General features: G+C 61.7%; 26 protein-coding genes and 1 tRNA gene. 18 read left to right on the top strand and 9 right to left on the bottom strand.

Features of this window, described 5'->3' with window-relative positions:
- Positions 1-9: 9 nt before the first annotated feature.
- Positions 10-1638: an AMP-binding protein gene (locus tag NL154_RS19155; RefSeq protein WP_210632858.1), complete on the bottom strand. Its 1629-nt coding sequence runs from the start codon at positions 1636-1638 to the stop codon at positions 10-12.
- Positions 1639-1831: 193 nt separating this feature from the next.
- Here NL154_RS19155 and NL154_RS19160 point away from each other — a divergent pair, with 193 nt between their 5' ends.
- Positions 1832-2812, top strand: a complete 981-nt coding sequence (locus tag NL154_RS19160) for an aldo/keto reductase (protein ID WP_434733202.1) — start codon at positions 1832-1834, stop codon at positions 2810-2812.
- On the opposite strand, the gene NL154_RS19165 is transcribed toward NL154_RS19160, so the two are convergent.
- On the bottom strand, positions 2779-3384 hold the full coding sequence (locus NL154_RS19165) for a TetR/AcrR family transcriptional regulator (protein WP_434733203.1): 606 nt from the start codon (positions 3382-3384) through the stop codon (positions 2779-2781). The two genes, NL154_RS19160 and NL154_RS19165, sit on opposite strands and share 34 nt — an antisense overlap.
- A 126-nt stretch (positions 3385-3510) precedes the next feature.
- Between NL154_RS19165 and NL154_RS19170 the strand changes: the two genes are divergently transcribed.
- Together NL154_RS19170 and NL154_RS19175 are read left to right on the top strand one after the other, a co-directional pair.
- Positions 3511-4806 carry an MFS transporter gene (locus tag NL154_RS19170; protein ID WP_210632861.1) on the top strand — a complete coding sequence of 432 codons (1296 nt, stop codon included), beginning with the start codon at positions 3511-3513 and terminating at the stop codon, positions 4804-4806.
- A gap of 124 nt (positions 4807-4930) precedes the next feature.
- A tRNA-Leu gene (locus tag NL154_RS19175) sits at positions 4931-5015 on the top strand.
- Between the two features lie 203 nt (positions 5016-5218).
- Here the strand turns inward: NL154_RS19175 and NL154_RS19180 are convergent.
- Positions 5219-5506 (bottom strand): hypothetical protein, encoded by a 288-nt coding sequence (locus NL154_RS19180; RefSeq protein WP_434733204.1) that lies wholly within the window; start codon positions 5504-5506, stop codon positions 5219-5221.
- Between the two features lie 168 nt (positions 5507-5674).
- A complete protein-coding gene (locus NL154_RS19185; RefSeq protein ID WP_210632863.1) occupies positions 5675-5959 on the bottom strand; it encodes a hypothetical protein in 285 nt (94 codons plus the stop codon).
- 208 nt (positions 5960-6167) lie between these two features.
- On the opposite strand from NL154_RS19185, the gene NL154_RS19190 reads away from it, so the two are divergent.
- Entirely contained in the window at positions 6168-7913 is a 1746-nt protein-coding gene (locus NL154_RS19190; protein WP_430961990.1) for a cation:proton antiporter domain-containing protein, read from the top strand.
- Between the two features lie 13 nt (positions 7914-7926).
- On the opposite strand, the gene NL154_RS19195 is transcribed toward NL154_RS19190, so the two are convergent.
- A complete protein-coding gene (locus tag NL154_RS19195; protein ID WP_210633038.1) occupies positions 7927-8217 on the bottom strand; it encodes a hypothetical protein in 291 nt (96 codons plus the stop codon).
- Positions 8218-8412: 195 nt separating this feature from the next.
- Here NL154_RS19195 and NL154_RS19200 point away from each other — a divergent pair, with 195 nt between their 5' ends.
- The gene (locus tag NL154_RS19200) at positions 8413-9003 is read left to right on the top strand and encodes a YqaA family protein (RefSeq protein WP_210632865.1); all 591 of its coding nucleotides are present in this window, start codon (positions 8413-8415) and stop codon (positions 9001-9003) included.
- A 22-nt stretch (positions 9004-9025) separates the two neighbouring features.
- The gene (locus NL154_RS19205) at positions 9026-9541 is read left to right on the top strand and encodes a disulfide bond formation protein B (RefSeq protein WP_210632866.1); all 516 of its coding nucleotides are present in this window, start codon (positions 9026-9028) and stop codon (positions 9539-9541) included.
- Between the two features lie 10 nt (positions 9542-9551).
- Here the strand turns inward: NL154_RS19205 and NL154_RS19210 are convergent, their stop codons facing one another.
- Both NL154_RS19210 and NL154_RS19215 read right to left on the bottom strand, forming a co-directional pair.
- Complete coding sequence (locus NL154_RS19210) at positions 9552-10109, bottom strand: HNH endonuclease (protein ID WP_434733205.1); 558 nt, start codon at positions 10107-10109, stop codon at positions 9552-9554.
- Positions 10110-10220: 111 nt separating this feature from the next.
- Positions 10221-10913 (bottom strand): DNA-3-methyladenine glycosylase family protein, encoded by a 693-nt coding sequence (locus NL154_RS19215; RefSeq protein WP_210632867.1) that lies wholly within the window; start codon positions 10911-10913, stop codon positions 10221-10223.
- On the opposite strand from NL154_RS19215, the gene gluQRS reads away from it, so the two are divergent.
- Complete coding sequence (gluQRS, locus tag NL154_RS19220; protein WP_210632868.1) at positions 10912-11793, top strand: tRNA glutamyl-Q(34) synthetase GluQRS; 882 nt, start codon at positions 10912-10914, stop codon at positions 11791-11793. The genes NL154_RS19215 and gluQRS overlap by 2 nt on opposite strands.
- Here gluQRS and NL154_RS19225 read toward each other — a convergent pair.
- Positions 11758-12681, bottom strand: a complete 924-nt coding sequence (locus NL154_RS19225; protein WP_210632869.1) for a YihY/virulence factor BrkB family protein — start codon at positions 12679-12681, stop codon at positions 11758-11760. The genes gluQRS and NL154_RS19225 overlap by 36 nt on opposite strands.
- 75 nt (positions 12682-12756) lie before the next feature.
- Here NL154_RS19225 and NL154_RS19230 point away from each other — a divergent pair, with 75 nt between their 5' ends.
- From NL154_RS19230 to NL154_RS19260, 7 genes are all read left to right on the top strand, one after another.
- The gene (locus tag NL154_RS19230; protein ID WP_221156582.1) at positions 12757-13590 is read left to right on the top strand and encodes an SDR family oxidoreductase; all 834 of its coding nucleotides are present in this window, start codon (positions 12757-12759) and stop codon (positions 13588-13590) included.
- 18 nt (positions 13591-13608) lie between these two features.
- Entirely contained in the window at positions 13609-13812 is a 204-nt protein-coding gene (locus tag NL154_RS19235) for a twin transmembrane helix small protein (RefSeq protein WP_210632871.1), read from the top strand.
- Between the two features lie 246 nt (positions 13813-14058).
- Positions 14059-14637: a cob(I)yrinic acid a,c-diamide adenosyltransferase gene (locus NL154_RS19240; protein ID WP_210632872.1), complete on the top strand. Its 579-nt coding sequence runs from the start codon at positions 14059-14061 to the stop codon at positions 14635-14637.
- A 33-nt stretch (positions 14638-14670) separates the two neighbouring features.
- The gene (locus tag NL154_RS19245) at positions 14671-15459 is read left to right on the top strand and encodes a rhomboid family intramembrane serine protease (protein WP_434733206.1); all 789 of its coding nucleotides are present in this window, start codon (positions 14671-14673) and stop codon (positions 15457-15459) included.
- A 182-nt stretch (positions 15460-15641) separates the two neighbouring features.
- A complete protein-coding gene (locus NL154_RS19250; RefSeq protein ID WP_430962038.1) occupies positions 15642-16391 on the top strand; it encodes an electron transfer flavoprotein subunit beta/FixA family protein in 750 nt (249 codons plus the stop codon).
- 25 nt (positions 16392-16416) lie between these two features.
- Positions 16417-17346 (top strand): electron transfer flavoprotein subunit alpha/FixB family protein, encoded by a 930-nt coding sequence (locus NL154_RS19255; protein WP_434733207.1) that lies wholly within the window; start codon positions 16417-16419, stop codon positions 17344-17346.
- A 147-nt stretch (positions 17347-17493) separates the two neighbouring features.
- On the top strand, positions 17494-18375 hold the full coding sequence (locus tag NL154_RS19260; RefSeq protein WP_011426994.1) for a 3-hydroxybutyryl-CoA dehydrogenase: 882 nt from the start codon (positions 17494-17496) through the stop codon (positions 18373-18375).
- A gap of 177 nt (positions 18376-18552) precedes the next feature.
- On the opposite strand, the gene tlpA is transcribed toward NL154_RS19260, so the two are convergent.
- Positions 18553-19215 (bottom strand): thiol:disulfide interchange protein TlpA, encoded by a 663-nt coding sequence (gene tlpA / locus NL154_RS19265; RefSeq protein ID WP_210632876.1) that lies wholly within the window; start codon positions 19213-19215, stop codon positions 18553-18555.
- Between the two features lie 24 nt (positions 19216-19239).
- Here tlpA and argH point away from each other — a divergent pair, with 24 nt between their 5' ends.
- From argH to NL154_RS19285, 4 genes are all read left to right on the top strand, one after another.
- Complete coding sequence (gene argH, locus NL154_RS19270; protein ID WP_434733208.1) at positions 19240-20643, top strand: argininosuccinate lyase; 1404 nt, start codon at positions 19240-19242, stop codon at positions 20641-20643.
- A 153-nt stretch (positions 20644-20796) separates the two neighbouring features.
- Positions 20797-20991, top strand: coding sequence for an LPS translocon maturation chaperone LptM (gene lptM, locus NL154_RS19275; RefSeq protein ID WP_003582619.1), 195 nt, complete (start codon positions 20797-20799; stop codon positions 20989-20991).
- Positions 20992-21003: 12 nt separating this feature from the next.
- Positions 21004-22272: a diaminopimelate decarboxylase gene (gene lysA / locus NL154_RS19280; protein WP_210632878.1), complete on the top strand. Its 1269-nt coding sequence runs from the start codon at positions 21004-21006 to the stop codon at positions 22270-22272.
- 268 nt (positions 22273-22540) lie between these two features.
- Positions 22541-25210: a TIGR02302 family protein gene (locus NL154_RS19285; protein WP_434733209.1), complete on the top strand. Its 2670-nt coding sequence runs from the start codon at positions 22541-22543 to the stop codon at positions 25208-25210.
- The last annotated feature ends 122 nt before the right edge of the window (positions 25211-25332 follow it).

Here is a 25332-nt window from a genome sequence, read left to right on the forward strand (position 1 = left end):
GGGCGGCGCTCAGCCCTCAGCCGCAGCTTTCTCTCGCAGCAGCCGGCGGATGACCTTGCCGGTTGTCGTCAGCGGCAATGACTCGACGAATTCCACCTCGCGCGGATATTCGTGCATCGAAAGCCGCATCTTCACCCATTCCCTGATTTCGGCGGCCAGCGACTCGCTCGGCGAATGACCGGGTGATAGCACGATGTAGGCCTTGACGATCTCGGTGCGCACCGCATCGGGTTTGCCGACGGCCGCGGCAAGCTGCACGGCGGGATGGCCGATCAGGCAATCCTCGATCTCGGCCGGGCCGATGCGATACCCGGACGAGGTGATGACGTCGTCGTCACGGCCTTCAAAGGTGACGTAGCCGTCTTCGTCCTGCCGGCCGATGTCACCGGTAAGCAGCCAGCCGTGAAGAAATTTTCGCGCGGTCGCCGCCGCATCGTTCCAATAGCCGAGGAACATCACGGGATCGGGACTCGCGATGGCGATCTGACCGGATTCGCCCGCCGGCAGTTCGTCACCGGCCTCGCTGACGATCGCGACGCGATGGCCGGGCACCGCGCGTCCGATGGCGCCCGCCTTGGTGACGCCAAAGGCAGCACTCGACGACAGCACGAAATTGCATTCCGTCTGGCCGTAGAATTCGTTGACGGTGATGTCGAGCGTGCGCCGCGCCCAGTCATAGGTCTCGCGGCCGAGCGCTTCTCCCGCCGAGCCGATGGTGCGCAACACCAGATCATATTTCGACCGCGGATCGGAAACCGACCGCATCAGCCGCAGCGCCGTCGGCGGGATGAAGGCATTGCGCACCTTCATCTCCGCCATGATCCGATAGGCCGTGTTGGCATCGAATTTCTGCGCCGGCGACGAGACGACGGGAACGCCGAGCAGAAGGCTCGGCAGCAACGCGTTGAGAAGACCGCCGGCCCAGGCCCAGTCGGACGGGGTCCAGACCTTGTCGCCCGCCTTGGGAAACCCTTCATGGGCGAACTGCATGCCGGGAATATGCCCGGGCAGAACACGGTGGCCATGCAATGCGCCCTTGGGCGGCCCTGTCGTGCCCGAGGTGAAGATCATCAGCGCCGGATCGTCGGGCGTTGTCTTCTCTCCCTCGAAGACCGGCGCATGCGAGGCGGTCAGATCGGCAAAGGAGAGGGCGTCGCGAGCGCCGCTGACACTGATCACATGTCGCAGTTCCGGCAGGCGATCGCGGATTTGCCGGACCCGATCAAGGCCGAAATCATTGGTGATAATTGCCGCCGCGCCTGAGATTCTGAGCCGATATTCAAGCGCCTCGACGCCGAACAGCAGCGCCAGCGGCAGGGCGATCGCGCCCATCTTATAGATTGCGACGTGCGCAATCACGGTCTCGAAGGACTGGGGCACCAGCAGAGCGACGCGATCGCCACGCTTGATGCCGAGCGATGCCAGCGCATTGGCGAACATCGAAGATGCCGCGGAAAGTTCACCATAGGTCAGCGAAAGATCGTCTCCGTCCGGGCTGAAATGCTCCAGACAGACGCGTCCCGGATCTCGCACCGCCCATTCGTCGCTGACGGCGCGGCCGATATTGAAATCCTCCGGAATCCGCCAGGAAAAATCACGGCAGAGATCGTCATAACGATCAAGGGACGGCAGTCGCATAGTCGAGTTCCGGTGAATGCTGCGGCAGCTAACACCGTGCGGCGCGGATACGCAAGCTGCAGAGAAAAACGAGCCGATCACACACCATTGTATGCGTAGTCCGCAGATTGTTCATTCAGCCCCTGCGACTTTCGCAGTTGCGCACTAGATCATGAAACGCCGCGCGGGGTTATCTCAAGTCTTGGAGCGTTTCATGGAATACGTCAAATTCGGAAAGACCGGGCTCGAAGTCTCGAAAGTCTGCCTCGGCTGCATGACCTTCGGTGATCCCGGCCGCGGCAATCATGCCTGGAGCCTGCGGGAAGAGGAAAGCCGGACGATAATCAAGCAGGCGATCGACCTCGGAATCAATTTCCTCGACACCGCCAACACCTATTCCAACGGCTCTTCGGAGGAGATCGTCGGCCGTGCCATCAAAGACTTTGCCAAGCGCGAAGACATCGTGCTTGCGACCAAGGTGTTCAACCGCATGCGGCCGGGCCCGAACGGTGCCGGTCTGTCGCGCAAAGCGATCTTCGACGAGATCGACAATAGCCTGCGGCGCCTCGGCACCGACTATGTCGATCTCTACCAGATCCATCGTTTCGACTATACGACGCCGATCGAGGAAACGCTGGAAGCGCTGCATGACGTCGTCAAATCGGGCAAGGCACGTTATATCGGCGCCTCATCCATGTATGCCTGGCAATTCACCAAGGCGCTCTACGTCTCCCGGCTGAACGGCTGGACCGAGTTCGTCAGCATGCAGGACCACCTGAACCTGCTCTACCGCGAGGAAGAGCGCGAAATGCTGCCCTTCTGCGCAGACCAGAAGATCGCCGTCATTCCCTGGAGCCCGCTGGCCCGCGGCCGTCTGACCCGCGACTGGGACGAGACGACGGCGCGTAGCGAAACCGACGAATTCGGCAAGACGCTCTACACGCAGTCCATCGATGCCGACCGCAAGATCGTCGATGCCGTCGCCGAAATCGCCAGAGCCCGCAGCATCTCCCGCGCCCAGGTCGCCACCGCCTGGATCCTTCAGAAGAGCGTGGTGACCGCGCCGATCATCGGCGCATCCAAACCGAACCACCTGAACGATGCCGTTGCCTCGCTCTCGGTCAAACTCACCGCCGAGGAAATCGCGGCCCTGGAAGCCCCCTATGTCCCGCGCGCCGTCGCCGGCTTCAAGTAACCGCCGGCGGGATCGAGCTGCCGACGCATCGTCACCAGAAACTGCTCGGCAAGCGCCCTGTCCTCGACGGCGCGGGCAAGAATAACGGCCCCCATCATCGATGAGAGCGTCGTCGCTGCATTGGCGCGGCGCTCGTCCTCGGTCTTTCCGGGAACGATATCGGCAAGTGTGTCGACCAATACGGATAGCCCGTCGCTGAAGACGGCGCGCATCGCGCCGTGGCTGCGGCTCACCTCCTGAATCAAGGTCGCGAAAACACAGCTGCCGCCCGGATCGTCAACCGTGCGCCAGTGAATATAATGGTCGAGAAGTGCCTGCAGCGGCCGGTCGGGAGACTCGGCAATATGTTCCTTCCAGCGCCTCTCGACCTTGTCGATCAGCTTGCGGCTGACCTCAAGCGCCAACTCGTCCTTCGAACTGAAGTGGCCGTAGAAGCCGCCATGCGTCAGCCCCGCCGCCTTCATGATATCGACGACACCGACGCCGTCGAAACCGTTCTCGCGAAAGAGCACGCCGGCAACACTGAGTATCTTCTCGCGGTTCTCGGCAAATTTTTCGCGGCTGACCCGCATCTTCATCTCCAGAAATCGTCGCTTGACAAAATATATGATGTCCATCATCAATAAGCAAGAAATATGATGATCATCATGTAAATCGGCTCTGTATCTTCTCCACCTGAATTCGAATGGAATCCCCTCATGGTTTCAGCAGTTCTTGCCTCTTCCCTTGCGCGGCGCAACATTCACTACGGTTGGGTCGTCGTTGCCGCGACCTTCCTGACCATGCTGGTGACGGCAGGCGCCATGGGCGCCCCCGGCGTCCTCATCAAGCCGCTCCAGGATGAGTTCGGCTGGGAAACGTCGCAGATTTCCTCCGCTCTTGCGATTCGCTTGATCCTTTTCGGTTTCATGGGTCCGTTCGCCGCCGCCTTCATGAATTATTTCGGCGTGCGAAAGGTCATCGTCTTTGCACTGGCGCTGATTGGCGCAGGCTTCATCGGTTCGCTGTTCATGACCAGGCTTTGGCATCTGCTGGCGCTGTGGGGCATCGTCGTCGGCTTCGGCACCGGCCTGACGGCCATGGTGCTGGCGGCAACGGTTTCGACGCGCTGGTTCGTCAAGCACCGCGGCCTTGTCGTCGGCATGCTCTCGGCGAGTTCGGCAACCGGCCAGCTCGTCTTCCTGCCGCTGATGGCGGAACTCACCGAACGCTACGGCTGGCGTGCCACCGTGTTCTTCGTCTGCGCCATGATCATGGTTGCCGCGCTTCTCGTCCTTCTCTTCATGCGTGACCGCCCGTCGGACGTGAACCTGCCGTCGCTGGGAGAAGCCCATGTCGCGCCAGCGCCGGCCCGCACGACGCTCGGCGCTGCGCTGATGACGCCGATCACCACGCTCCGCGAAATATCGACGACCTCGACCTTCTGGATCCTGTTTGCGACCTTCTTCATCTGCGGCCTCAGCACCAACGGCCTGATCCAGACCCATTTCGTCACCCTCTGCGGCGATTTCGGCATCGTGCCGGTGGCAGCCGCCAGCGTGCTTGCCGTCATGGGCATCTTCGATTTCTTCGGCACCATCGGCTCCGGCTGGCTCTCCGACCGCTTCGATAATCGTTGGCTGCTGTTCTGGTATTACGGCCTACGCGGTCTCTCGCTGCTCTACCTGCCCTTCAGCGATTTCAGCTTCTATGGCCTCTCGATCTTCGCGATCTTCTACGGTCTCGACTGGATTGCCACCGTGCCGCCGACCGTCAAGATTGCCGCCGACCGCTTCGGCCGCGAAAAGGCCGGCCTCGTCTTCGGCTGGGTCTTTGCCGGCCATCAGCTGGGCGCCGCCACCGCCGCCTATGGCGCCGGCCTGTCGCGCACGGAGCTGTCGAGCTACCTGCCCGCCTTCTTCGTCGCCGGCGCCTTCTGCCTCTTGGCTTCGATCCTGGCGATCACACTGAAGAAGTCCGGCCTGACCAACCCGGCCCCTGCCGCCGCCCACTGATATGAAACAGGATCCGGCCTCGAGACCAGGCCGGATCTTCCAACGCTTCATTGCGATAACTTCGCCGGCCCGTCTTGCGCGCGCGGGCGCTCGCATGTTAGACAGCCGCCCGTCCGTATCCGTTGCCCCATTGGCGGAATTGGTAGACGCGCTCGACTCAAAATCGAGTTTCGAAAGAAGTGCTGGTTCGACCCCGGCATGGGGCACCAGCCTCCGCTCTGTGAGCTTCGGTCGGCGAGCCGAAGAGAGCATTGAGGCGGATGCAGCCGCGCCGCAGTTCCGTCAGGAACGAAGGCGGACTGGTTCGATTATGCTCCGCTTAGCGGCACCATTATCCCGAATACAATCGTGTCACGCCTCCGCATCATCAAGCTGACGCGGAAGCACGGAACGAATTCACATCTGCCCGAAACTACTTGTTCTTCAGCAGCCACATCTTGCCGGCCATCGTGATGCCGTAGACATCTTTTGATGCGTCATCGTCGAGATGCCGCCGCTCGAGGAAGCCCGGCTCTCTCAACTCGCCCAGCGTCTTAGCCGTGACCGATTTCACCTTCTGCGGCCGCTCTTTCCAGCGGTCGGTCTTTGCGTAGGTCACCGTCGCGTTCTGATGCGTCCATTTAATTGCTGGCTGAGGATAGAGATCTCCGGCCTTGGCGAGTTTAAGTGCGACGATCTGGGATGGGGTAAGCTCAATCATACTGAAAAATTCCTGTGCGGGGTTCTGTGCGCCGAAAATGCGCTTCGAACGAAAGGGTGCTCATAACACCGCCTGATCACTTCCACCACCGCATTGCGCGTGCGTGCCATTCGAAACGCGAAAACCCGGCTTGCGGGAGCCGGGCTTCGTCTTTGTCGCGAATCTTCGTCAATAGCAGCGCCTAACCGTCCGGGTTACTTCGCCTTCATCGGTCTGACGGGTGACGCTCCTGGTTTCGCAGCCATCATGTCGGTAGCGGCGGTGCTCACGTTCGCGCACAGCGCCGAGAGTGACGCCGCGCTCACTGATGGTGATGCCGGGCCGCTCCCGCTCGTAACGATAGTCATCGTCATACGAACGCTCCCTGACATAGACGCTGTCGGCGAGAACAGGCGCTGCAAACGAGCAGGCGGCAAGGGCCGTCACGGCACAGTTCAGAATGATCTTTCGCATGTCGTTTCTCCTTGTCTAAAGGGCCAACGAAGCAAAAGGGAAGTGGTTCCGACATAGGCGGCAAACCTGTCATTCTGGAGTGGACGCGGAATTTATTGTTCGTGACCAAGCCGACGCTTCCGAGAGCAGCCGCAAAACGCAAATCAACTATTTAATTTTGCTTGCGCTTCGTCCAAGGTGGCGCCGTTACCATCAGGCGAGGGCAGACGTGCATCAGGAAGTGGGACTCATCGCGACGGTCGCCGTCAGTTTTGTTTTCGCGGCGGTCCTCGGTTATGGCGCCGACCGGCTGCGACTGCCGCCGCTCGTTGGCTATCTGATGGCCGGCATCCTGATCGGGCCACTCACACCAGGTTTCGTCGCCGATACCGCCCTTGCCGGCCAGCTTGCCGAAATGGGTGTCATCCTGCTGATGTTCGGCGTCGGCCTGCATTTTTCCGCTTCCGACCTGCTTGCCGTACGCGGGATCGCTGTGCCGGGCGCGATCGGCCGAATTATTCTGGCCACTCTGCTGGGTATCGGCCTCTGCACGCTCTGGGGCTGGAGCCTCGGCGCCGGCGTCGTGTTCGGGCTCAGCCTCTCGGTAGCGAGTACGGTCGTACTCCTGAAGGCGCTGGAGGAGCGCAATCTCGTCAATGCGCCGAGCGGGCGCGTGGCCGTCGGCTGGCTGATTGTCGAGGATCTGGTGATGGTGCTGGCGCTGGTGCTGCTGCCGGCGCTGGCAGAGCTTCTCGGCGGCCACGCCGTTGATACGAATCACGGCCTCGGTGAGCTGCCGCTGGTGTTGACGATCGGACTGACCTTGTTCAAGGTGCTGGCTTTCGCCGCGATGGCAATCTTCCTCGGCCCCCGTATCGTGCCCTGGCTGCTGACGATGATCGCCCGCACCGGCTCGCGCGAACTCTTCACGCTGACGGTGCTGGCAATCGCGCTCGGCATCGCTTTCGGCTCGGCGGCGATTTTCGGTGTCTCCTTTGCACTCGGCGCCTTTTTCGCCGGCGTCGTCATGAGCGAATCCCAGCTCAGCCACAGAGCAGCGGCCGATTCACTGCCCTTGCAGAACGCCTTCTCCGTGCTGTTCTTCGTCTCGGTCGGCATGCTCTTCGACCCCTCGATCCTGGTTCGCCAACCGTTGGCCGTGATCGGCGCCCTGGCGCTCGTCATTCTCGGCAAGGCCGTCATCACCTTCGCCATCGTCATGCTGCTGCGATATCCGATCGGCATGGGGCTGACCTTGGCCGGCGGCCTTGCCCAGATCGGCGAATTTTCCTTCATCCTTGCCGGCCTCGGCGTCTCGCTCGGGCTTCTGCCGCATGAAGGCCAGGATCTGATCCTTGCCGCAGCGATCCTGTCGATCACACTCAACCCGATCGTGATCATCGCAACCGAGGGCCTGAAGAAACATATCCATGCGCAATGGCCCTCGCTCTTCGAAAATTTCGGCAGAAAGAGGCAGAAGACGCTCGGCAAAGAACTGGAAAAAATCAGGGCGCTCGGCGAGGAACGAGAACGCCAGCATCAGTTGAAGATGCAGCAGCTGATCGAAACCTTTCCGCTGTTCTCTCAGGTCGGGGAAGATGCGCAGGAAGAGCTGCTGCTGCTCTTCAAGGCGAAGTCGGCTCCACCAGGCGAACGCGTCATCCGTCGCGGCGATCGCGGCGACAGCATGTATTTCATCTCCTCAGGCGCGGTCGAAGTACGTCTCGCCAGCGGTGCGATCCGCCTGGAACCGGGCGCCTTCTTCGGGGAAATGGCGTTGCTGAGCGGCGGAAGGCGCACGGCAGACGTCATCGCCGTCGACTTCTGTCAGTTCGAGGTGCTCGAGCGGCGCGATTTCAATATGTTCATGTCGCATCATCCCAACTTGCGCGCCGTCGTCAGCGAAATGGCGCAAAAACGCACCGAAATGAACGTCCTGCGTCAGCAATGGGAAAAGTCGATGGATCTATCCTGACGCGGCGATCGTCTCAGCCCGCCGGCCAATAGCCGTCAGAGCGGAAATCGTCCGGGATCGGGTCGAGCCGCGACAAGGTCTCGGCCGCGAAATCGATCTGCATCGACAGGTATCTCAGGGAGGCCAGCATCGGCACGCCGGTGGCAAATTCCCGAATGCGGGACGGGTGATAACCACTTTCCTTGAGCCGCCGGTTCGCTTCCCGGCGCACATCTTCCCGGCTCGGTCCCGAACCCGCTTCGGCCCGGTCATTCATCTGCACGGCCCGCCCAAGGCCGCCTTCAATCACTTTGAACATTCTCATGCCACCCTGCACGTCGACCACGTAAACCTTGCCCTAGAATGGCCGATTCGCAATCCCATGAAATCTTGGGAGAGGCGGCGACGCCTCCGCATCACAAAATTTTTAGACGACGGTGGCACGAAGGACACGGGCGAGCATTTACAGCGCCGCATACGACCCCTAAAGCTTTTTGCACCGCAATAGGAAAGGAATGGAATGCTTCGCAGACTTTACGACTGGACCATGTCTCTGGCCTCGCGCAAATCGGCCGAAGTCTGGCTCGCCGTCATCGCCTTCGTCGAAAGCTCCGTCTTTCTCGTCCCCGCCGATGTGCTGTTTCTGCCGATGGCGCTTGCCAAGCCGGAACGCTCCTATCGCTATGCGCTGATCGCGACCGTCGCCTCCGTGCTCGGCGGCATCGCCGGTTGGGCGCTCGGCTTTTACGCCTACGAGACGGTGGCGCGGCCGGTTCTCGCATTCTACGGCAAGCTCGATGCCTTTGAGCAGATGAAGGCCTATGTCACCTACGAGTGGATCCTGTTGCTGCTCGTCACATCAGGTCTCGCACATCTGCCGCCGATCAAGATCGTGACCATCCTGTCCGGCGTCATCCACGTCAATCTCGGTCTTTTCATCGTTTCGGCGATCGTTGCGCGCGGCGCGCGTTTCCTGTTCCTCGCCTGGCTGCTGCGCCGCTACGGCGAGCCGATCCGGCATTTCATCGAAAAGCGCCTCGGCCAGATCGTCGGCATCGGTGCCGGGGCCGTGATCGTGCTATATGTCGGCTACCGCTCTTTCGCTCACTAGGCCCATCTTGCGGAGTTCCGCCATGACTGCCATCTCTTCGCCGCTCGTCCGCCCCGGCTTTACCTATTCGATATTGCTCGCTATCGGCATGGCGGCGGTGGTCGGCGCCGCGCTCGGCTTCCAATATATCGGCGGCTATATTCCCTGCGCACTCTGCCTCTTGCAGCGCCAGCCCTATTATTATGCCATCCCGATCGCCATTCTCGCCGCCATATGCGAGCTTGCCGGTCTGCCGAACTGGATTTCCCGGGCAATGCTGCTTGCGGCCGGCATCCTGATGCTGGTGACGGCCGGCATGGGCGTCTATCACGCCGGCGTGGAATGGCATTTCTGGCCGGGGCCGGCGACCTGCTCGACGACCGCAAACAGCATGACGAGCAATGCCGGCGATCTGCTGACCGAGCTCAATACGATCAAAGGTCCATCCTGCACCGATGCAGCGCTGCGGGTGCTTGGCCTGTCTTTTGCAGGTTGGAACGTGATCGCCGGTATTCTGCTGGCAGCTTTCGCCTTCGTCGGCGTCCGCAAATCTGCGTGAGGCGAGCCTATCAGGGCTGCAGTTCGGTATCCCAGTAGAGATAGTCGAGCCAGCTTTCATGCAGATAGTTGGGCGGAAACAGCCGGCCGTTATTGTGCAGATCCTGCACCGTCGGCTGGTAGGGCTTTTGCGCCGGGAACATGCCCGCCTGCTTCGGAAGCTTGCTGCCCTTGCGCAGATTGCAGGGCGAGCAGGCTGCCACGACATTCTCCCAGGTCGTCTCGCCGCCATGGGCACGCGGGATGACGTGGTCGAACGTCAGATCGTCATGAGAGCCGCAATACTGGCACTCGAACCGGTCGCGCAGGAAGACGTTGAACCGGGTGAAAGCCGGATTGCGCGATGGCTGAACGTAAGTCTTCAGGGACACGACACTCGGAAGCCGCATCGAAAAGCTCGGTGAGGAAACCGAATGTTCATATTCCGCGATGATGTTCACACGGTCGAGAAAGACCGCCTTGATCGCGTCCTGCCAGGACCAGAGCGACAAGGGATAATAACTCAGCGGCCGGTAGTCAGCGTTCAGGACGAGCGCCGGCAGGGCCTGCGGGGAGACTGCAATCGTCAAGGGACTCTCCTGATCGATTCGGCATCTGCATCTGTATATTAGGCCGGTTGTTACAGGATTGTGAAGTCCAATAAATTCAGAGGATAAAGGCAATTTGAAGAGTGTTGCCGATCAGCCGATCGGCAGCATGTCGCGCCGCATTTTCGTGGCGTAATAGGCCCAGAAAAGCCGCGCCGCCACCGAGCGCCATGGCGACCAGACTTGCGAGAGCCTGGCAAGCGCCTTGGCTTGCGGCCGCGCCGCAAGTCCAAGCGCGGTACCGACGGCATTCTGCAGCGCCACATCGCCGGCTGGAAAGACATCGGCATGGCCGCCGCAGAACATCAGATAGACCTCCGCCGTCCACGGACCGACGCCCTTTAAGGCGGTGAGTTCACCAAGCGCTTCGTCCGGCGGTTTCAGGCAGAGGCCGGAAAGATCGAGGCGGTCGGAGACAACCGCTTCAGCAATCCGCGACAGCGTGTCGGCCTTGGCGCGCGACAGGCCGAATTCCCGCCATGCTTCCGGCGCAAGCAGCACGTAGCCTTCGGCCGTCAACGGCCCGTCCGCCGGCAGCATCCGCCGCCAGATCGCCTCGGCGCTGGCGCGCGAGACCATTTGCGAGACGATGATATGGGCAAGGCCGGCAAAGCCGGGTTCACGCAACCGCAATGGGACAGGCCCTGCATCCGCCGCGATTGGTGCAAGGCGAGGGTCGAGGCGCAGCAATGCTTCGAGCCCCAGCCTGACGTCATCGTCGTTACGGATGATCTGCACGCGTCCTCCCAGTGGTTCGAAACCAAAATCCGTGGCAGAAGAAAGCATGACCACGAGCGAGCGTCAAAAGCCTGTCTTTCGTTTTGCGCCGAGTCCGAACGGACCGCTGCATCTCGGCCATGCGCTGTCGGCCTTTTTGAACCGCGACATGGCCGAAGCCGAAAATGGCCGCCTGCTGCTGCGCATCGAGGATATCGACCAGGCGCGCTGCACCCCCGAATTTGAGGCCGGCATCCTGAGGGACCTCGACTGGCTTGCTATCGATTGGGAAAGCCCGGTGCGGCGGCAGTCGGAACATTTCCCGGAATATCAGGCGGCGCTCCACGCATTGATCGAGCGCGGCCTGGTCTACCCCGCCTTCCTGACGCGCGGCGAGGTGAAGGCACGTGTCTCCGCCTACGAGGCAACGGGCCAATCCTGGCCGCGCGACCCCGATGGCACGCCACATTACCCGCCGATTGATCGCGAGCGGCTCGAGGCCGAATGGCGGGATATTCTTGCCTCCGGGAAAAAACATGCCTGGCGGCTCGATATGCGCAAGGCGCTCGACCTGATCGGCGAACTGCTGTTCTGGACCGAAACCGGCGACGGCAGGACGGGCGAGATCGCCGCCGAACCCGAGGTCTGGGGAGACGTCATCCTGTCTCGCTCGGATGCACCCTCGAGCTATCATCTTTCGGTGGTCGTCGACGATGCGCTGCAGGGCGTCACCCATGTCGTGCGTGGGCTCGACCTCTTCCACGCCACGTCGGTCCACCGGCTGCTGCAGGTGCTGCTCGGCCTGCCCCAGCCTCTCTATCACCATCATCGTCTCATCCTCGACGCCGATGGCCGCAAGCTTTCGAAAAGCGAAGGTGACAGCGGCCTTGCCGAATTGCGTGCCCAGGGCATGTCAGGGGCCGATATTCGCCGCCTTGTCGGGCTCTGACCGCCGTTCGGCACGCTCTCTGCCGACGATCGAAAGCGTGTGCGAGAACATCCGGAAGACGCGGAACTTGATCAGCGCCGCGTTGATCTCTGCGCCGATGATGAAGATGACGCCGACCATGTAGAGGAAGATCAGCACGATCATCACCGAGGCGAGACCGGCATAGGTCGCCGTATAATTGGCGAAGGTCGCAAGATAATAGGCAAAGACCAGCGCGCCGGCGAGCCACAGAAGCAGCGTCAGCAGCACGCCGGGAATGACGTCGAACACCCGCCGCTTACCGGCCGGCAGCCACAGATGCATGACGAGCAGCCCGACGGTGAGCACGACAAGCGTGCCGTAGATGCGCCAGCTGAAGACGATGTCGAGCGTATCGGCAAACAGCGGAAGCCATTTCCTGGCATAGTCGAGAGCCAATGGCACGGCCACCAGCAGAATGCTGATCGCCGCGAAGATGATGACGGCAATCAGCACATAGCCGAGGCTGGCGAGGCGGGTGAAATACCACGGCCGCGTTTCCTGCACCCGATAGGCACGGTTGAGCGAGATGCGCAGCGCTTCGACGCCGTTCGAGGCGAAATAGGCAGCCGCCAGCACCGAGACCGTCAGCAGCCCGCCGCGCTGAATGGTCAGGACCTGCAGCACCTGGTCGGCGAGCGGCTTGGCGATCGCTTCCGGCCAGGTGTCGAAGATCAGATGGATGGCGGTGGAGGAAAACTGATCGGCGCCGAGGAAGCTTGCAAGCGCCGTGCCGAAGATCAGGAAGGGAAAAACCGCAAGCAGGCTCGACAGCGCCACGTGGCTCGCCATTGCAAATCCGTCATCCTCGACCATGTGACAGATCGCGTCGTAGACCACGTCGTAGATCGTGCGCAGCACCTTCCGCATTCCGTCCCCGGCTTCCAGATTGTATCCTCTGGCCGAATATGGGAAACGAGTCTCATTTTGTACAGGAATCATTCCATGGCGGAACAGCGCACAATCGTCGTCACCGGCTGTTCCTCCGGCATCGGCGCTTACTGCGCCCGGGCGCTGAAGGCCGATGGCTGGCGTGTCTTTGCGACGGTGCGCAAGGCGGATGATCTGCCGGCACTGGAAGCCGACGGCATCGAGGCCTTCGTGATGGATTATGCCAGGGCCGAGACGATTTCCGACTTCGTCGGCGCGGCCCTCGGCCGCAGCGGCGGCCGCATCGACGCGCTCTTCAACAATGGTGCCTACGGCCAGCCTGGCGCCGTCGAGGATCTGTCGACGGCGGCGCTGCGCGCACAGTTCGAAGCGAACTTCTTCGGCTGGCACGAATTGACGCGGCAGCTCATCCCCTCGATGCGCAAACATGGTCACGGACGGATCGTGCAATGCTCCTCCATTCTCGGCCTGGTCCCCTATCGCTATCGCGGTGCCTATACCGCCTCGAAATTTGCGCTCGAGGGGCTCAGCATCACCCTGCGTATGGAGCTTTACGGCAGCGGCATCCATGTGAGTCTGATCGAGCCTGGGCCGATCGCCACGCGTTTCACCGCCAACGCGCTCGCAAAGATCAGGGAAAACATCGATCTCGAGAATTCGCCGCACGCAGCAGATTATGCCAGACAGTTGGCGAGGCTCGACGGATCGGGGCCGGTCAACCGCCACAAACTTGGCCCCGACGCGGTCTACTCCGTATTGAAACAAGCATTGAACTCGAAAAGACCAAAGCCACATTATCCTGTAACGACTCCGGCTAAACAGGGCATGCTCCTGAAGCGACTGCTTCCGGCAGACCTCTTCTACAATCTGATGCGCTGGACCGATTGACCGAGAAAGCTGAATACCATGTCCACGGCCACCTATATCCTTGCGATCATCGTCATGGGCATCGTCGCCCTCGTGCTGATCCGCGGCCTCTTCAACATGATGAAGGGCGGTGATGCCAACCTTTCCAACAAGCTGATGCAGCTTCGCGTCCTGCTGCAGGCAATCGCCGTCGTCCTGATTATGATCACGCTCTGGCTGACCGGCGGCGGCCGTCCGAGCTGACGGAAACTATGGAGTGGTTGGTGTGATGAGGAGTGGGAATGACCAAGGAGACGTGATCCCGGATGGGGTGTCTCTTCACGCAGCATCAAGTTTGGCGAAAGGGCCAACTCCATTCTCCGTCATCCTCGGCATTGAGCCGAGGATCTATGCCACGGCCTCTGATCGATGCGATCTGGATGCTCGGGTCAAGCCCGAGCATGACGGAGGTCGGGGTGGAACGACAATCCTCCCGCTAGGCGGTGCGACATGGTAAAACTCAACAAGATCTACACCAAAACCGGCGATGACGGCACGACCGGGTTGGTGTCCGGCCCGCGTCGGACAAAGGACGATCTGCGGGTCGAAGCCTATGGCACGATCGACGAGGCCAATTCCGCGATCGGCCTGGCGCGGCTGCACACATCAGGCTTGCCCGAACTCGACGCCATGCTGATGTCGATCCAGAACGATCTCTTCGATCTCGGCGCGGATCTCGCCACACCGGATATCGGTGAGACGCCGGCCTACGAACCACTGCGGATCATCGAGACTCAGGTCGCCCGCGTCGAGAGCGATATCGATCAGTTGAACGCCGGTCTCGAGCCGCTGAAATCCTTCATCCTGCCGGGCGGCAGCCCCGCTGCCGCATATCTGCACCTTGCCCGTACGATTGCCCGGCGCGCCGAACGTCTGATGGTGGCGCTTGCCCACACCGACGGCGAAATCGTCAGCGAGTCGGCGAGGAAATACGTCAACCGGCTCTCGGATTTCCTCTTCGTCGCTGCGCGCCATGCAAATGACCGGGGCCAAGCAGATGTGCTTTGGGTTCCCGGAAAAAACAGATAGGTTCGCCGCGACGACGATCGCCGGGGGGCCTTTATGTTCATACCACTTCACGACGCCAATACGCTGAAATATATCAAGGTCCAGTGGGTGACCCTCTCGCTGATCGCGCTGAATGTCGCAATCTGGCTATTCACCAGCCTGGAGAGCGAGCAGGCAGCCCAGGCGACAACAGTCGGGCTCGGTTACATCCCGGCCATCGTCTTCGGCGATGCGGTGCTGGCGCCGGGGCTCGAAATCGTGCCGGAACCGCTGACTTATCTCACCTATGCCTTCGTCCACGCCGGCTTCTGGCATCTCGCCGGTAACATGATCTTCCTATGGGTCTTCGGCGACAATGTCGAGGATGCGATGGGGCATCTGCGCTTCCTGATGTTCTACCTCGCCTGCGCAGCCGCCGGCGCGCTCTGCCACGGCCTGTTCAGCATGACGTCGCAAGCGCCGCTGGTCGGCGCATCGGGAGCGATCTCCGGCGTGGTTGCCGCCTATGTCATGCTGCATCCGCGCGTCAGGGTTTGGGTGCTGGTCTTCTTCCGTGTGCCGTTGCCCCTGCCGGCTTTCGTGCCGCTGCTTTTGTGGATCGGGCAGCAGTTCGTCATGCTGGCGATCACACCCGAAAGCGATGTTTCCTGGGGCGCGCATGTCGGCGGCATCATTGCCGGAGGTATTTTAATCCTCGTCTTGCGCCGGTCCGGCGTGCCGCTCTTCGACCGGGAGATCGTCACACCTCGGGCCGTGAGAAACAGTCCCGGCGCCGTTCCGAGCACCGCCGCCGGAACGGGGGGCGGGATAGGGCAGCGCTTCCCCTGGGGTCGGCGCTCATAGCGATATTGACGTGAACGTAAACGTCCATATATTGCCCGTCAAATCGCCTGCCTGCGTCATGCGAGCGTTGAAATTGGAGGAAAAACGCGTATCCATGTCGCCATTCGACAATCGGAGCAGCGCCTGAGCGCGCATTTTCTAGAAAAGTCTCTGAAGCCAGTTTTCCCTGAAGGAAGGACCCCATGAAGATTCTCGTGCCCGTCAAGCGGGTTGTCGACTACAACGTGAAGATCCGCGTCAAGCCGGATGGCACGGGTGTCGAGCTTGCCAATGTGAAGATGTCGATGAACCCGTTCGACGAGATCTCGGTGGAAGAGGCGCTGCGGCTGAAGGAGGCCGGCAAGGCGGAAGAAGTGGTGGTGGTGTCGATCGGCCCCGCCAAGGCCGAGGAGACGCTGCGGACGGCGCTCGCCATGGGCGCCGACCGGGCGATCCTGGTCGAGACCGACGATCAGGTCGAGCCGCTCGCCGTCGCCAAGATCCTGAAAGCGGTGGCTGATGCCGAGCAGCCGGGGCTTGTCATCGTCGGCAAGCAGGCGATCGACGACGATTCGAACCAGACCGGCCAGATGCTGGCGGCGCTGCTGGGCTCAGCCCAGGCAACCTTCGCCTCGAAGATCGAGATTGGGGACGGCAAGGCGCAGGTCACCCGCGAGGTCGATGGCGGCCTGCAGACGATCGAGATCAAGCTGCCGGCGGTCATCACCACCGATCTCAGACTGAACGAGCCGCGTTATGCCTCGCTGCCGAACATCATGAAGGCGAAGAAGAAGCCGCTCGACAAGAAGAGCCCTGCCGATTTCGGCGTCGACACGACGCCGCGGCTGAAGGTGCTGAAGACCGAGGAGCCGTCCGGCCGCAAGGCCGGCGTCAAGGTCAAGTCGGTCGCCGAACTCGTCGACAAGCTGAAGAACGAAGCCGGCGTGCTGTAATCGGGCTGGAACAGGAGCAACTATCATGACCATTCTTCTTCTGGCCGACCATGACGGCAATCACCTTTCCGACCAGACCGCCAAGGCGCTGACGGCGGCAAGCCAGATCGGCTCCGACGTGCATGTGCTGGTTGCCGGCAAGGCTGCCAGGGCTGCGGCCGATCAGGCGGCAAAACTTTCCGGCGTCTCCAAGGTGCTGCTCGCCGAAAGCGACGCGCTTGCCAACAATCTCGCCGAATCGCTGGCCGACCTGATCGTCTCGCTCGCCGGCTCCTACGACACGATCGTCTCGGCCGCCACTTCGGTCGGCAAGACGGTGCTGCCGCGGGTGGCCGCCCTCATCGATGTCGCCCAGGTCTCGGAGATCATCGAGGTCGTTTCCGCCGACACCTTCAAGCGGCCGATCTATGCCGGCAACGCCATCCAGACGGTGCAATCAAGCGATGCCAGGAAGGTGATCACCGTGCGCACCGCCTCGTTTGCTTCCGCGGCTGAAGGCGGCTCTGCCTCTGTCGAGGCGATCCCGGCGGTCTCCGATCCGGGGCTGTCGCGTTTCGTCTCCGATGCGCTGTCGGCCTCGGAACGGCCGGAACTGACCTCGGCCAAGGTCATCATCTCCGGCGGTCGGGCGCTCGGTTCGTCCGAGAAGTTCAGGCAAGTCATCCTGCCGGTGGCCGACAAGCTCGGCGCCGCCGTCGGCGCATCCCGTGCCGCCGTCGATGCCGGTTATGCCCCGAACGACTGGCAGGTCGGTCAGACCGGCAAGGTGGTGGCGCCCGATCTCTATATCGCCTGCGGCATCTCCGGCGCCATCCAGCATCTCGCCGGCATGAAGGATAGTAAGGTGATCGTCGCCATCAACAAGGACGAGGAGGCGCCGATCTTCCAGGTCGCCGACTATGGCCTCGTCGCCGATCTCTTTGAAGCACTGCCGGAATTGCAAAAGGCGCTCTGAGCGAGGCAAATGCCTTTCTTTCGCACTTGCGAATGACTGGAAAATTGTCTTTTATCGGTCTACTACATACTGCCGGACGATCCTTCGTCCGGCAGTATTGCTAATAATGCGGCAGCGCGGGGGCGAATGCCGAGCGGGGGTTTGGAGATGAGTGCGGTGTTGAAGAATATTGGTATCATTGGTGCCGGCCAGATGGGCTGCGGCATCGCGCATGTTTCGGCCGCCGCAGGTTACCGGGTCCACATCTACGATCTCTCACAGGACCGCATCGAATCCGGCCTCGCCACCATCAACGGCAATCTCGCCCGCCTGGTGACGAACGGCAAGATGACCGACGAGGAACGCAAGGCGACCTTGTCGCGCATATCAGGCTCCGCCGATGTCAACGATCTCGCCCCGTCCGATCTCGTCATCGAGGCGGCCACCGAGGACGAAAGCGTCAAGCGCAAGATCTATAGCCAGGTTTGTCCGGTGATGAAGCCGGAAGCGCTGCTGGCCACCAACACCTCTTCGCTTTCCATCACCCGGCTTGCTGCCGCCACCGACCGCGCCGAGCGCTTCATGGGCATACATTTCATGAACCCGGTGCCTGTCATGAAGCTGGTCGAGCTGGTGCGCGGCATTGCGACCGATGAGAAGACCTTCACCGCCGCCAAGGAGTTCGTCGGCTCGCTGGAGAAGACCGTCACCGTCGCCGAGGACTTCCCGGCCTTCATCGTCAACCGCATCCTGCTGCCGATGATCAACGAGGCGATCTATACGCTCTACGAAGGTGTCGGCACCGTCGACGCCATCGATACGGCGATGAAGCTCGGCGCCAACCATCCGATGGGGCCGCTGCAGCTTGCCGATTTCATCGGCCTCGACACCTGCCTGTCGATCATGCAGGTGCTGCATGACGGCCTGGCGGACTCGAAGTATCGCCCCTGCCCGCTGCTGGTGAAATATGTCGAAGCCGGCTGGCTCGGACGCAAATCCGGCCGCGGCTTCTATGATTATCGTGGCGAAGTGCCCGTCCCGACGCGATAAGCAGACATCATCAGAAAGGGCGAGTGGACCGCACGCCCGCGAAATGCTTTCCTTGCCGAGAACGGGAGGAATGCCATGTCGACCGAAACACCCATGTTCCTGCTGCAATGCTGCGTCCTGATCGGACTCGCGGGCGTCTTCCTCATAAGAGGAGATGGAGACTCCTGAGCAATATCCTCACGACCCGATCACAGCCTTGATCAGCGCCTTTGCATCTTCACTATCCCAGGCGGCAGGCCCGTTCATGGCGGAGATCAGGCAGCCTTTGTCGTCGAGCAGCAGCGTCACCGGCAGGCCGAAAGCGAGACCTTCCTTCTTCAAGCTGTTGAAGACGCCGATCGTATTGTCTCGGTAAAGCTGCAGCGCATCGACACCGGTCTCGGCAAGGAAACTCTTCGGCTTTTCATCATTGCCAGTGTCGATATTGACGGGCACGACCTGGAACTTGTCGCTGCCCATCTCCTTTTCCAGAGCGTTCAGCGCCGGCATCTCCTCGCGACAGGGCACACACCACGTGGCCCAGAGATTGAGAAGAACGGTCCTGCCGGCGAAATGATCGAGCGTCAGCGGTTTACCGTCCGGTTCGTTGAAGGAAACCGCGGTCAGCTTGCGCGGCTCGTTGGCGGCAACCATGGCGGCGACCTGCCCCTTCATGAGCGGCGCCAGATTGGCGGCGCGCTCCTTTGCCAGCGCGCATTCGGCTGAAGCGCTGCTGGCGATGCCATTGCCAATGCCCGTCTCCTTCACGTATACCGCTGCCGCACCTGCAACGACACCTGCGACGGCGGCGATTGCGATCAGTTTTCCGGACGGCAGGCCGAATGGTTTTTTCGTCGTCATTTCATTCTCCAGGACGGGCATCTTATGGCCGAGAAAAATACGGACACCAAATCCTCCAACCAGATGTGGGGTGGGCGCTTCGCCTCCGGCCCGGACGCGATCATGGAGGAGATAAATGCCTCGATCGGTTTCGACAAGAAGCTATTCGCGCAGGATATCCGCGGTTCCGTCGCCCATGCGACGATGCTCGCCCATCAGGGGATCATTTCATCAGACGATAGGGACAAGATCGTTCACGGGCTAAACACGATCCTGTCAGAAATCGAAAGCGGCAATTTCGAATTCTCGCGCCGGCTCGAAGACATCCACATGAATATCGAGGCGCGCCTGGCGACGCTGATCGGGCCGGCGGCCGGCCGGCTGCACACCGCCCGCTCGCGCAACGACCAGGTGGCGCTCGACTTCCGCCTCTGGGTGAAGGAAGAACTCGAGAAGACCGAGAAGATGCTCACCGGCTTGATCGCCGCCTTCCTCGACCGCGCCGAGGAACATGCCGAAAGCGTCATGCCGGGCTTTACCCATCTGCAGACCGCCCAGCCCGTCACCTTCGGCCATCACTGCATGGCCTATGTCGAAATGTTCGGCCGTGACCGCTCGCGCGTGCGCCACGCCATCGAGCACCTGGACGAAAGCCCGATTGGTGCGGCCGCCCTTGCCGGCACCGGCTATCCGATCGATCGCCACATGACGGCCAAGGCGCTTGGTTTCCGCGAGCCGACCCGCAACTCCATCGACACCGTCTCCGACCGCGACTTCGCCATCGAATTCCTGTCGATCGCCGCGATTACGGGCATGCATCTGTCGCGCCTCGCCGAAGAGATCGTCATCTGGTCGACCCCGCAATTCGGCTTTGTGCGCCTGTCCGACGCTTTCTCGACCGGCTCCTCGATCATGCCGCAGAAGAAGAACCCCGATGCGGCCGAACTGGTGCGCGCCAAGACCGGCCGCATCAATGGCTCGCTGATCGCGCTGCTGACGATCATGAAGGGCCTGCCGCTCGCCTATTCCAAGGACATGCAGGAAGACAAGGAGCAGGTCTTCGACGCGGCCGAGAGCCTGGAGTTGGCAATCGCCGCCATGACCGGCATGGTGCGCGACATGGCCGTCAATACAGCGCGCATGAAGGCGGCGGCCGGCTCCGGCTTTTCGACGGCGACCGATCTTGCCGACTGGCTGGTGCGCGAAGCGGGCCTGCCCTTCCGTGACGCCCATCACGTCACCGGTCGCGCCGTGGCGCTCGCCGAAAGCGAGGGCTGCGATCTTGCCGAGCTGCCGCTCTCCGATCTGCAGGCGATCCATTCCGCGATCACCGACAAGGTCTACGACGTGTTGACGGTGGAAGCCTCGGTCGCCAGCCGCAAGAGCTTCGGTGGCACGGCGCCCTCCGAGGTACGCAAGCAGATTGCCTTCTGGCGCGCCCGCAATTGAGAGATAGGGGGAGGCTGAAAGCCGCCTCCCCCTTGCTGCAAGCGCGGGAATGCCGTCCAACAATCAGGGTGCACAAGGCGGACAAACTTCGCTATGAAGATCCCGTCGTTCGAAATGAACGATATCAGCCATACGCCGCACAAGAGGATATCCATGCAGAAGAGCTTGCCGCACCTCATCCGCCTGACGGCGGTGCTCGCCGTCATCGGCCTTGCCGTTGCCGGATGCGGACGCAAGGGTGATCTCGATCCGCCGAGTGCTGCGGCGACGAAGGAAGGCGACGTTTCCAAGCCGACGAAACAGCCCGGCACCGTTGATAAGCCCTTCCTTCTTGACCCCCTCCTTTAAGGCGCGCACCCCGTGAACCATTTCGATTACCGCGACGGCATCCTTTACGCCGAGAACGTCCCCGTTCCCGAGATCGCCAGGGCGGTCGGCACGCCATTCTACGTTTATTCCACAGCAACGCTGGAGCGCCACTATCGCGTTTTCTCGGAAGCCTTCGCCGATGTCGACTCCATGGTTTGCTACGCGATGAAGGCGAACTCGAACCAAGCCGTGCTGAAGACCCTGGGACGCCTCGGTGCCGGCATCGACGTCGTCTCGGAAGGCGAACTGCGCCGTGCGCTTGCTGCCGGCATTCCGGCCAGCCGCATCATGTTTTCGGGCGTCGGCAAGACGCCGCAGGAGATGGATTTCGCCCTCGAGGCCGGCATCTACTGCTTCAACGTCGAATCCGAACCTGAGCTCGAGATTCTCAACCAGCGCGCTGTCAACGTCGGCAAGAAGGCGCCGGTCTCCTTCCGCATCAATCCTGATGTCGATGCCAAGACCCATGCGAAGATCTCGACCGGCAAGAAGGAAAACAAGTTCGGTATCTCCTGGGATCGCGCCCGCGCCATCTATGCCCATGCCGCCAAGCTGCCCGGCATCGAAGTCACCGGCATCGACATGCATATCGGCAGCCAGATCACCGAGCTGCAGCCCTTCGACGACGCCTTCAAGCTGCTGCGCGATCTCGTCGCGACGCTGCGTGCCGACGGCCACTCCATCCATCATGTCGACATCGGCGGCGGCCTTGGCGTTCCCTACAAGGATGACAACAATCCGCCGCCGCTGCCCGATGCCTATGCGGCGATCGTCAAGAACCAGCTGCGCGGCCTGAACTGCAAGATCGTCACCGAACCCGGTCGGCTGATCGTCGGGAATGCCGGCATCCTCGTGACCGAAGTTCTGTACGTGAAGGACGGCGGCGAGAAGACCTTCGTCATCGTCGACGGTGCGATGAACGATCTCATCCGCCCGACACTCTACGAGGCCTATCACGAGATCCGTCCGGTAACGATTTCGGCAGCGAACGCGCCGCGCATCCGCGCCGACGTGGTCGGCCCCGTTTGCGAGACGGGCGATTATCTGGCGCTCGACCGCGAAATGGCGATGCCGAAGCCCGGCGACCTGATGGCCGTCAGCACTGCCGGCGCCTATGGCGCGGTGCAGGCCGGCACCTATAATAGCCGTCTGCTGGTGCCCGAGGTTCTGGTCAAGGGCAGCGATTTTCATGTGATTCGCCCGCGCAGGACCTATGCTGAGCTGATCAGCCTGGATTCCGTTCCGGCCTGGCTCGACTAGAGCATGTCGCGCAGAAGTGTGAAGCGGTTTTGCGATAGCGACATGCGTAAAACAAAGAGTTAAAGCGCAAGAAGCGAATCTGAAAGATCGCGACGCGCTTTAGCAGCACCATCACTTTTCGGCGAATAAACGTGAAAAGGCGGTATTCCTGCCCGTTCGCCCTCGCCTTCGCCACAAAGAGTGTTATCCTTTCATTCATGAGCGTATTGCCCCGCAATCGCCGGAAGCGCCCTCTGTACCAGAACGCCAGAGCGCGGAGACCGGCCCGATGACAAGCCCCTCGAGGCGGAACAAGGGTGCATTTGTGCTCCGGCCCTCGCTTGCCCGGCTGGTAACGACGAAACGCCTGCTGGCGCGCACCGTGCTCTTCTTCGAGCAGTTGCTGCCGCTGCTGATGCCGGTCCTCTGCATCGTCGCGCTCTATTTCTCAGCCTCTTGGTTCGGCATCTTCCGCAACGTGCCGGACTGGCTGCGCATCCTGCTGCTGATCGCCTTTGCCGCGGCGTTCCTCGTCTCGCTTGTCCCCTTCCGCCAACTGCGCTGGCCGAAAACCGCTGAAGCCGATCGCATGCTGGAAGAGCGCAACGGCCTGCCGCACCAGCCAGTTGCCGTCCAGGAAGACGAACCGGCCTACGACACGCCCTTTTCGCGGGCACTTTGGCGTGAGCACCAGGTCCGCATGGCCGAAAAGATCGCAGCACTCGATGCCGGCATGCCGCGGCCTGATATCGCCGCACATGACCGCTTCGCCCTGCGCGCCATCCCTGCTCTGCTGCTCTTCACCGCTTTTGGCTATTCACTGTCGCTCAACGGCGGCTCGATCGGCGACGCATTGCAGTCAGCGCCTGAGCAGGTGGCGGTCGATCCGGCGGTGCGCATCGACGCCTGGGTGACGCCGCCCTCCTATACCGGCCGCGCGCCGATTTACTTGACCGCGGACGGCAGCGAACAGGGACCGATCGGCATTCCGCAGTTTTCCGGTCTCACCGTGCGTGTCAGCGGCGGAAAGACGGCTGAAAAGGTCGTGTTCCGCAAGGCGAACGGCGAGGCGCGGGATATCGCCCTGCAGGCCGACGCAAAGCCGCCGCAGGTGCCTGCACCTGCCGGCGAGCAGCCGACGGCCGGCGCGCCTGCCAACAATGCCCTCGTCGCGCAGACGCATGTGATGAAGCTTGAGGAAAACGGCGCGCTCGAGGTCAATGGTCGCCGCTGGAGCTTCGACGTGCTGCCTGACAAGGCACCCGAAATCGCCTTTGATGGCATGCCGAAGGTCAGCGTCAATGGCGCGCTGGAAATCGGCTTCACCGTCAAGGATGACTACGGCGTCCAGGAGGCCCATGCGGAGATTATTCCCGTCGAGGCCGATCCGACGGCGACGCCGCTCTATCCGCTGCCGGAGTACCGGCTGGATATTCCCCGCCGCAACGCCCGCGACGCCAAGGGCGTGACCAGCCGGAATCTGACCGAACATCCGCTTGCCGGCAAGCCGGTGCGCATTACCCTCGTCGCCAAGGATGCCGCCGGCCAGACCGGCCGCAGCCCGCCCTATGAGATGACGCTGCCCTCGCGGCCTTTCAGCGAGCCGCTTGCCGCAGCCGTCGCCGAGGAACGGCAGGTTTTCGCGCTCGATACCCGTAAGATGCCGCAGGCGATCGCGCTGAACCAGGCGCTGACCATCCGTCCCGAGGAGACCATCCCCAAGCTTACCAACTACCTGCTGCTGCAATCGGCCTTGGCCCGCATGAAGCTGGCAAAAGGCGAGGAGGCGCTGAAGGATACGGCCCAATATCTCTGGGAGATTGCGCTCGGCATGGAGGACGGCGATCTTTCGCTTGCCGAACGCAAGCTGCGCGACGCCCAGCAGAAGCTTGCCGATGCGTTGAACCGCAACGCCCCCGACGAAGAGATCAGGAAGCTGATGGACGAGCTGCGCAAGGCGATGCAGGATTACCTGAGCGAGCTTGCCCAGCGCATGCAGAACGCCCCGACGATGCAGCCGAACCAGAATGCGCAGAACATCCTGCGCCAGCAGGATCTGGAACGGATGATGGACCAGATCGAAAATCTCGCCCGCTCCGGCAATCGCGACGCGGCGCAGCAGATGCTGTCGGAATTGCAGCGCATGATGAACAACCTGCAGGCCGGCCGGCCGCAGCGGGGCCAGCAGGGTCAGGAAAACAGCGAAGCCCGCAAGCAGATCGATAAGCTCGGCGAGATCCTGCGCGATCAGCAGAAGCTGATGGAAGAAACCTTCCGCCTCGATCAGCAGCTCAAGGACCGCATGCAGCGTGGCGAATCCGATATGGGCGAAAACGATCCGCTGCTCGACGAGATGATGCCGGGAGAGAATGGCGAGCCGCAGGATCAGCAGCAAGGGCAGCAAGACCAGCGCCAGCAAGGTCAGGGCCAGCGACCTTCCGACCAGATGACGGCCGAGCAGCTCAGGGAAGCGCTGAAACAGTTGCGCGCCCGGCAGGATGGCCTCGGCAAGCAGCTCGGCGAATTGCAGAAAAAACTCGGCGAAATGGGCATGAAGCCCGGTCCCGGCTTCGGCCAGGCTCAACGCGAGATGGAGGGCGCCGGCCGCGAACTCGGCCAGGGCCGCGGCGACACGGCCGTCGAGAACCAGGGCCGCGCGCTTGAAGCCCTTCGCCAGGGGGCCCGCGACATGATGAACCAGATGATGCAGGCGCAACGGGGCCAGCAGGGACAGGGCCCGAATGGCCAAGTCGGCCAAGGCGATCAGAACGGCCGCGATCCACTGGGACGACCGCGCATGAGCAACGGCTATCTCGGCGACGACGGTGTGAAGGTGCCGGATGAGATCGACGTCCAGCGCGCGCGGGAAATCCTCGATGCGATTCGCGAGAAGCTCGGCAACAATCCGCCGCAAGAGATGGAACGGCGATATCTCGAACGGCTCCTGGATATCCAGTAGGCGAGAGCAATTCCAGGAAAAGTACAAAGCGGTTTTCCCAGGCAAAGCGCGAAGCGCTTTTGCCGGGAATTGCTTAAGTCCAAAAGAATAGAGCGGTTCTGCGCTTCAGAAAAAGCTGAACC

The organism is Rhizobium sp. YTUHZ044 (assembly GCF_051123975.1).
Classification (GTDB): Bacteria; Pseudomonadota; Alphaproteobacteria; order Rhizobiales; family Rhizobiaceae; genus Rhizobium.